Here is a 7,661-nt window from a genome sequence, read left to right on the forward strand (position 1 = left end):
GAGATGGTAAAACTTTTAGATCAGTGGGGCAGGGCGCTTAATATCAAAGGGTTGGAGCGAGAAGTTGCAAGCCCTACCGTTAATGGTGTTCGTGATGTGTGGTCACAAACCATTGTCAGTGGTCTCACCCCTGCGCAACTTGCTGATATTTTACAACAGGCAGCAGGGGGTCATCCAGAGCAGTTTTTCCAACTTGCCGATGATATGGAAGAGCGTGATTTACATTATCGAGCTGTGCTTGGCATGCGTAAAAATGCTCTCACAGGGGTGGAGCCTGGAGTGATTGCAGCAAGCAACAGTGCATTGGACAAAAAGATTGCGGATGCGGTGCGAGAAGTGATTAGTGCACCCACTTTTGTTGATGATTATGTGACGGATTTGTTAGATGCTTTGGGAAAAGGCTATGCGATTGTTGAAACCTTATGGGACAAGAGTGCTAAGGAATGGTGGCCGGTTGCTTGGAAATGGCGTGACCAGCGGTTTTTTCAATTAGACCGGCGGGATGGTTTTCATTTGCGTTTAAAAGAAGAGGGGTCTCACTATGGTATTGAGTTGCCTGCTTATAAATTTTCCATTCATCGCCCAAAGTTAAAAAGTGGTTTACCTATCCGCACGGGGCTTGCACGGCTTGCAGCTTGGGCTTTTTTGTTTAAATCTTATACACTGAAAGATTGGATGGCCTTCTTAGAAGTTTACGGTATGCCTTTGCGTGTGGGCAAATATGGTGCGAGCTCTTCTCATGAGGAACGGCGGGTTCTCATTCAAGCAGTACGTGATTTATCCAGTGATGCGGCAGCAATTATTCCCAAAGAAATGGAGATTGAATTTATTGAAGCGGCAGGGGGCAGTGGCAATGCGGTTTTTGGTGTCAAGGCGGAATATTTAGATCGGCAGATTTCAAAGGGTGTGTTGGGACAAACGATGACGACGGATGATGGTTCGTCCTTTTCGCAAGCACGCATTCATGAAAATGTGCGCCATGATATTGCCAGAGCTGATGCACGGCAATTGGCATTGACAGCCAATCGTGATTTGATTGTGCCTTTTGTTGAGATTAATTTTGGGCGCCAAGAGCGCTATCCCCTTGTCTATTGGCCGATTTCGGAAAATGAAGATATTAAAGCGATTAGTGATGCGCTGGAAAAACTTGTGCCTTTAGGTTTGCGTGTTGGGGCGCAAGAAGTGCGCAATAAGATTGGCTTTTCGCAACCAACAAAAGAAGAAGATGTTTTAAAGTCTCCTGATAATGCGCTTGATGATGAGAGGGGACAAGAGGATGGTGAGGCAAGACAAAAGGCTCATGTTTGTGCTGATTGTGGGGGTGCTTTTGATGTTTCTGTGACAAGAGAGGGTAAGGGTGGAAAAAAGCAGGGTGGGAAATATCACGACGAATTGGACCGACTTTCTGAAGAAGCTTTAAGTGACTGGGAAGAGGACTTAGAACCCCTTTTAGAGCCTTTTAAAAAGCTTGTGAGAGAAGCAAAAAGTTATGAGGATATCCTAAAAGGCTTGGATGAATTGCTAGGTGAGATGGATCATCACGCATTAGCAGCGCGCTTGGCAAAAGTACAAATGATTGCACGTGGGCTTGGGTATCATGGATGAGGAACTTTTTAAAACCGCCCCTAAAGAGGTCACCCGTTATTTTGAAGCCAAGGCACTTGTTCCAAGCTTTGATTGGCGTGATGTGGCACCAGAAGAACATGCTTTTTCCTTTACGGTGGCAAAATCGGTAGGCTATGACATTTTGGATGATTTTAAGCGAGCGGTTGGAGAAGCCATAAAACATCAAGTTCCTTTTCAAGATTTTCAAAAAAATTTGATGCCGATTTTACAGGAAAAGGGTTGGTGGGGTAAAAAGACCAGCATTGACCCCAAAACTGGTGAAAAGAGCGTGGTGCAATTGGGCAGCCCACGGCGTTTAGAAACGGTCTATTGGGCCAATACCATGAGTGCGCATGCGGCAGGTGAGTGGGAGCGCACACAAAATAATAAAGAATTTTTGCCCTATCTCACCTATGCTTTGTCGAGTTCAGAACATAAGCGTTTAGAACATGAAAGTTGGGTGGGGTTTACTGCACCCGTTGATGATCCGGTTTGGGATTGGCTTTATCCACCCAATGGTTGGCGGTGTAAATGCAGTGTGCGACAGGTAAGCCGTTATGAAGCAGACAATTTAGGATATGAAGAGGGGGCAGAACCACTTCATGTTGAAAAGCAGGTTTGGCACAATAAACGGACGGGGAAAGTTGAGAAGATACCAAAGGGGATTGATCCTGGTTGGCATTTGAACCCTGGGAAACATCGGGCGCAAAATTTAAATCATTTTTTGAGTGATAAAATTTCCGTGATGGGGGACAATGACAAGCGCATTGCCATTGAAGATATTGTGGGTTCGCCAATTTTGGAAGCCATGTTTGAAGGACGGATGCCTCGCGGGTTTATACCCATTGCACCTATACCACAAAAGGTGGGTGATGTTTTTGCAGCGGAAAATTCTCTTATTCGCTTATCCTCAGACAGTGTGAAACATATTTTGTTAGAGCATCAAGCGCGAGCTCTTCACTTGGATGATTTTCGTGGCGCCATTCAAACACTCATCCGCCCCCATGGAATTATCAGGCGAAAAGGTGTACCGAGCGTTGTGTTTTTGGGTGAAAATGATGGGGTATGGTGGCGCTTAGCGGTTAAATTTGTGGCAAGCAAACAAGAATGGTGGTTGACTTCCATGCATAAAAAAAGCTCTAGAGAAATTGGACGCTTATTGGATGCGGCTGAAAAAAAGGGCGAGAGGTTGTTGTAAAGAAAACAACAGGAAGAAAGTCTTGTGTTCTTAACGGAAAAGAGGCGAGGAAAATGAGAAGGCGTGGAGGGCGGTCAACTCCTCGCAGATCCGGTAAAACCGTCCTGGTATAACTGGCTCACGCCTCGAAGATAATGTAACAGTTTAAAAGTTTAAAAGCAATCTCTCAAAAAACGACTTGAGAAAAACCATGTTGGCTTTTGTGAAGAGAGTCGATGTTTGAGAAAATAAGAAGGCGTGGAGGGCGGTCAACTCCTCGCAGATCCGGTAAAACCGTCCTGGCAAAACTGGCTCACGCCTTACATTCAATGATATAATGTTTTTAAGCCAAAAAGCAATCTTTAAAAAAACGGCTTGAGAGAGGCTTTTTTTGTATAAGGCGATTAATTGTACCTCTAACTTCACAACGGCGCTCTATCGCCTTTGAAGTGCCTTTGAAAACGATTTTATGGGATGGTTTAGCACGGGGGTTTCTCTCACAAGGAGAATAATAGGGAAAAGAGTGCTTTTTTGAGAAATGCTCTTTTGACTGACAGTGTCAGACTTATAGTGGGAGTAAGTTTCATGCATTGTATTGCCAATGACAATTGTAAAGCAATAGGCAATGTATGGAACAGGAATTTCACGAAGATCAAAAAGATGGGGATGCAGAAACATTTTATGATGGAACATTTCATGCTGCGTTAATAGATCTTTGCCCAGACGTTTTATGCCAAGACATTTCATGTGAAGACGCCACCATTAGCCAAGCGCCTGAGTGGGTAGAGTTGTTGCCCAAAGCGCCCCATGTGAAGGCACGTGATGGACGACAATGGCATTATAACCCGCAAACTATTTTAAAAGCCTTTGCAGCCAATAAAGGACCGCTTGTGATTGATTATGAGCATGGGCAACATCACCGTGCGAGAAATGGTTTAGAAGCACCTGCCAGTGGCTGGATTGAAGAATTAGCAGAGCGGGATGGTGCGATTTGGGGGCGTGTTAAATGGACCGATATGGCTACCAAAAAAATTATTGCCCGAGAATATCGCTATCTTTCGCCGGAGTTTCGCCATTCCAAGAAAGGTGAAATTTTGAATTTAGCCGGTGCTGGACTGGTCAATCGTCCAGCCCTTGTCATGACGGCTTTAAGCCGTGAACAGCCTTCCCCTATAACTTTGACGGAGAAAATGATGGATTTGACAGCCATTGCCAGTGCACTATCGCTGGCAGAAGACGCTAAAGCGGATGAGGTTTTAGCAACGCTTAAAGCGCGCGAAAAGGAACGCGTGGAACTTTGCACCCAATTAAAAAAAGCGCGAGAAGATTTAGCGCTTTTGCAAGAAGAGCAAAAAAACAGTGCCATTGAGAGTCTTTTAGATAAGACCATTGAAGAGGGCAAGATTTTGCCGGCTGCTCGCGAGGAATATCGTGCGCTTTGTGCCCTTGAAGGGGGGATGGAGCATTTTAAAAGTTTGGTCGAGAAGTTGCCGGCGCTTGCCTCAACAAGCCCTCTAGAAGTGTGTGCCTTAGCACAAGAACCAAAGCTTGCTCCAGAAGAGGTTGCCCTTGCGGCACGTCATTATCAGGAAGAGCAGAAGCAAAAAGGCTTCGACATCACCATTAGCCAAGCAGTTGAGTATATTAGCGAGCAAAAGGAGCGCCAATCATGAGTACGATGATTTTAATTAAATCTTTTCGCGCTGGAGATGTGATCTCACCTTATTGCATTGTTGCAGCCCGCGGTGAGGGAATGGTGGCAACGGCTTCTGGTAAGGGTGATAAATTATTAGGGACTGCTGGGTCTTGTGAAGCCAAGGCTGGTGAGATGATTGATGTTGGCCAATGTGGTTGGGGCGAAGTGGTTTGTGGAGGCAATGTTTCCTTTGGTGATTTTTTGACCTCTGACCCAAAGGGGCACGCCATAAGGGCAGAAGCAGCAGATCGCACCATTGGTATTGCCATGAGTGATGGCTCTGCTGGTGATGTTATTTCTTTTAAAATTAATTAATCGAGGCTTAAAATGAACAGACCTTTTCCCATTGATCCAACACTTACTGCTATTGCTATTGGTTATCGCAATCCAGCAGGTTCTCTTATTGGCGATAAAGTTTTGCCACGCGTTTCTGTTTTAAGTGAGGTGTTTAAATATAGTGAATTTCCTTTAGCGGAAAATTTTACCGTGCCTGAACTTGAGGTTGGGCGAAAAGGGCGCCCGAATGTGGTGGAATTTTCTGCCTTTGAACGGGAAGCCAGTGTCAAAGATTACGGACTGGATGATCTCATCCCCAATTCAGATATTGAAGCAGCGGCACGCGCACGGGCGGAGCGACGCTCTCGTTATAACCCCGAAAAGACAGCTGTAGAGGGACTTGCCAATTTGCTAGAATTGGGGCGTGAAGTGCGTGTTGCAGCCCTTGTGCAAAGAAGTGAAAATTACGCACCAGAGCGCGTGATAACTCTCAAAGGTGAGAATAAATTCAGTGATTATGAAAAATCTGACCCTTATGCCACTTTAGATGAGGCGATGGATAAAAGTCTCGTCTATACGCCCAACACCATTGTGATGGGTAAAGTTGTTTGGTCAAAACTCAAACGTCATCCCAAAATCATTAAAGCCGTTAAAGGGGGTGGCACTGCTGATGGTTTTGTCACCAAGGCGCAATTTGCTGATCTGATGGAAATACACCCCGATCGTTTACTCATTGGTGAATCGCAAGTGAATTTGGCACGCAAAGGGCGTTCGGCACAATTGGCACGCGTTTGGGGCAATAAGATTGCACTGCTTTATATTGACCCCACCAAACAACAGGCGGATGGATCGGTCATCAGTTGGGGCTTTAGTGCCCAGTTGGGTGAACGTTTGTCTGGAGTGATCCAAGATCCAGATATCGGCTTATCAGGTGGTAAACGGGTGCGTGTGGGGGAACGCGTGTGTGAATTGGTCGCTGCAAAAGATGCCGGCGTTTTGTTGCAAGAAGTTGTCTAAGGGAAACTTTTAAACATGGCTTATGCAAGCAAAACATTGATTGAAGAGCTCTGGGGTGATGACTTCTTGGATGATTTGTGCGGGATGGATGAAAATTCTGATCCAGTTTTTTCAGAGCAAGCCATTGCCCGCGCTCTCGAACAGGCAAGCGGTGAGATTGATGTGCATTTGTCTCATCGCTACTCAGTCCCGATTGCTGGACAGCCGGCGGCTCTGGGTATGATCTGTGTCAATATTGCTGTTTATAATTTAGCCATACGGCATACGGCACTGACAACGACCATTGAAGATCGTTACAAACAGGCGGTTGAACTCTTGAAACGCATTGCGGAAGGCAAAGCGGGTTTAGGTATAGATGAGCCTAAAATTATGAGCGAAGATGGTCCCGTGCGTGATGGGGCTTTTTTCCATGCTAAGCCGCGTTTGATGGGAAGGTAACATGTCTGTTTCAACCCATATTGAAATTAAAGAGACAGGGCTTGAAGCGGCTTTATCCTTTTTACAAAAGGGCGCTGATAGCTCGATGGGGACTTTGGCACAAGGGGTTGGGCGTCTCATCCAAGAGAGCACAAGGCGGCGGATTCAAAGCGAAAAGACCTCTCCCCAAGGGGAGAAGTGGAAAAACAATCATGCTCGCACCTCCATTCTTTATGCCAGTGGGGCGCTTTCACGCTCCATTGATATGAAAGCATCACCAGAACAGGTGATTGTGGGCTCTGGGTTGGTTTATGCGCGGATTCATCAATTGGGTGGGGTTATTCGCCCGAAAAATGGCAAGACACTGCGCTTTTTTCTTAAAAGCGGCAATGCACACCGCTTTGTTTGTGTGCATCAAGTGACCATGCCCGCACGCCCTTATTTGGGGCTTTCAGAGCACAATAAAGTGGAAATTGTCAAAGCGGCAGAAGACTGGCTGGAAAGGGTCTTTTCATGAGTCAAACGATCACACAAGCAGGGCGCATTAATCAGTTTCGTGAAGCGGTTATAACGAGCCTTAAAAGTGCTTTTCCGGATGTGCGTGATTGCGGCTGTCAATTTGGACGTTTTAATTTAGAAGAGCTTGAAACACAGATGCTGGTGGCTCCAGCCATACGGGTTGCGGTGTTAGAAAGCCGTTTCAATTCTGTTGCTTCTGGACACATGAGTGCAGAGCTTCATTTAGGGGCTTTTATTATTACCACAGGCAAAGAGCGTGATGTTTCCAGTTGGCTTTTGGCAGAAGCTATTGCGGTGCTTTGTCATAGCGGGCAATTGTGGGGGCTAACGCATTTGAGCGCCCCGCGTGAGGTGCAAATTGAACCGATTATCTCTGCGGCGATTAAGCAGCGTGGTGTATCGATAAGCGTGGTGGAATGGCACCAAGATTTGCATCAGTTGGGACAGGATATTTTTTGTGATGAAGGACAACTCAAAGGTGGTTTGATTTCATGTGATAATGAGGTGTTGGCATGAATGATGCGCATCTTTTGAGTGACACCTTGCGGCAAATAATGAAGCGTCTTGATGCGCTTGAACGCTGTCTTGCCAACCAACACATGATCGGGCGGGTTGCAGAAATTGATGGCCATAGGGTGCGGGTGAAACTTTCCGAACAGGGTTCCAATGGACAAGCGGTTTTATCGCCTTGGCTACAAGCGCAAGAGGCTTCTGGCGCTCTCTCAAGCAATATGCCTCTCCATGTTGGTGATCCGGTGCGGTTGTTAAACCCCCATGGCGAAATTGGTTCTGCCTCTCTGGTGGTGCGCGATAGTTATAGTGAGGATGCACCTAATCCCGCACGCTCTTTCCAAGAACTTGCTCTGTGTTATGCGGGTGGCGCTTTGCGTATCACGAAGGATGAACTCATTCTCTCCCATGGGGAAAACCAAATCCATTTGAGTGAAAAAGGTT

The 7,661-nt window shown here is 46.2% G+C and carries 9 protein-coding genes; all 9 read left to right on the plus strand.

Annotated elements, in window-relative coordinates; all coding sequences use genetic code 11:
* Nucleotides 1-3 precede the first annotated feature (3 nt).
* Nucleotides 4-1,605 carry a DUF935 domain-containing protein gene (locus ACFIJ7_RS04595; protein WP_375644713.1) on the plus strand — a complete coding sequence of 534 codons (1,602 nt, stop codon included), beginning with the start codon at nt 4-6 and terminating at the stop codon, nt 1,603-1,605.
* The gene (locus ACFIJ7_RS04600; RefSeq protein ID WP_375644714.1) at nt 1,598-2,803 is read left to right on the plus strand and encodes a phage minor head protein; all 1,206 of its coding nucleotides are present in this window, start codon (nt 1,598-1,600) and stop codon (nt 2,801-2,803) included. Before ACFIJ7_RS04595 ends, ACFIJ7_RS04600 begins: the two co-directional genes overlap by 8 nt.
* A gap of 608 nt (nt 2,804-3,411) precedes the next feature.
* The gene (locus ACFIJ7_RS04605; protein WP_375644715.1) at nt 3,412-4,455 is read left to right on the plus strand and encodes a phage protease; all 1,044 of its coding nucleotides are present in this window, start codon (nt 3,412-3,414) and stop codon (nt 4,453-4,455) included.
* Nucleotides 4,452-4,793 (plus strand): hypothetical protein, encoded by a 342-nt coding sequence (locus tag ACFIJ7_RS04610; RefSeq protein ID WP_375624180.1) that lies wholly within the window; start codon nt 4,452-4,454, stop codon nt 4,791-4,793. The genes ACFIJ7_RS04605 and ACFIJ7_RS04610 overlap by 4 nt, the downstream gene beginning before the upstream one ends.
* A gap of 12 nt (nt 4,794-4,805) precedes the next feature.
* Nucleotides 4,806-5,771: a capsid protein gene (locus ACFIJ7_RS04615; RefSeq protein ID WP_375644716.1), complete on the plus strand. Its 966-nt coding sequence runs from the start codon at nt 4,806-4,808 to the stop codon at nt 5,769-5,771.
* Nucleotides 5,772-5,786: 15 nt separating this feature from the next.
* Nucleotides 5,787-6,209: a gp436 family protein gene (locus ACFIJ7_RS04620; protein WP_375644717.1), complete on the plus strand. Its 423-nt coding sequence runs from the start codon at nt 5,787-5,789 to the stop codon at nt 6,207-6,209.
* Between the two features lies 1 nt (nt 6,210).
* A complete protein-coding gene (locus tag ACFIJ7_RS04625) occupies nt 6,211-6,705 on the plus strand; it encodes a phage virion morphogenesis protein (protein WP_375644718.1) in 495 nt (164 codons plus the stop codon).
* Entirely contained in the window at nt 6,702-7,223 is a 522-nt protein-coding gene (locus ACFIJ7_RS04630) for a hypothetical protein (protein WP_375644719.1), read from the plus strand. Before ACFIJ7_RS04625 ends, ACFIJ7_RS04630 begins: the two co-directional genes overlap by 4 nt.
* A partial coding sequence (locus ACFIJ7_RS04635; protein WP_375644720.1) for a baseplate assembly protein occupies nt 7,220-7,661 on the plus strand: 442 nt, incomplete at its 3' end. The genes ACFIJ7_RS04630 and ACFIJ7_RS04635, both read left to right, overlap by 4 nt.

Origin of the sequence: Bartonella sp. MR100HLJHH (assembly GCF_042194215.1) — a bacterium.
Taxonomy (GTDB): Bacteria; Pseudomonadota; Alphaproteobacteria; order Rhizobiales; family Rhizobiaceae; genus Bartonella; species Bartonella grahamii.

Bases quoted from the DNA above. Each gene is read 5' to 3' on its own strand.
- ACFIJ7_RS04600 (WP_375644714.1), top strand. From the start codon at position 1,598: ATGGATGAGGAACTTTTTAAAACCGCCCCTAAAGAGGTCACCCGTTAT.
- ACFIJ7_RS04620 (WP_375644717.1), top strand. From the start codon at position 5,787: ATGGCTTATGCAAGCAAAACATTGATTGAAGAGCTCTGGGGTGATGAC.
- ACFIJ7_RS04605 (WP_375644715.1), top strand. From the start codon at position 3,412: ATGGAACAGGAATTTCACGAAGATCAAAAAGATGGGGATGCAGAAACA.
- ACFIJ7_RS04615 (WP_375644716.1), top strand. From the start codon at position 4,806: ATGAACAGACCTTTTCCCATTGATCCAACACTTACTGCTATTGCTATT.
- ACFIJ7_RS04630 (WP_375644719.1), top strand. From the start codon at position 6,702: ATGAGTCAAACGATCACACAAGCAGGGCGCATTAATCAGTTTCGTGAA.
- ACFIJ7_RS04595 (WP_375644713.1), top strand. From the start codon at position 4: ATGGTAAAACTTTTAGATCAGTGGGGCAGGGCGCTTAATATCAAAGGG.
- ACFIJ7_RS04610 (WP_375624180.1), top strand. From the start codon at position 4,452: ATGAGTACGATGATTTTAATTAAATCTTTTCGCGCTGGAGATGTGATC.
- ACFIJ7_RS04625 (WP_375644718.1), top strand. From the start codon at position 6,211: ATGTCTGTTTCAACCCATATTGAAATTAAAGAGACAGGGCTTGAAGCG.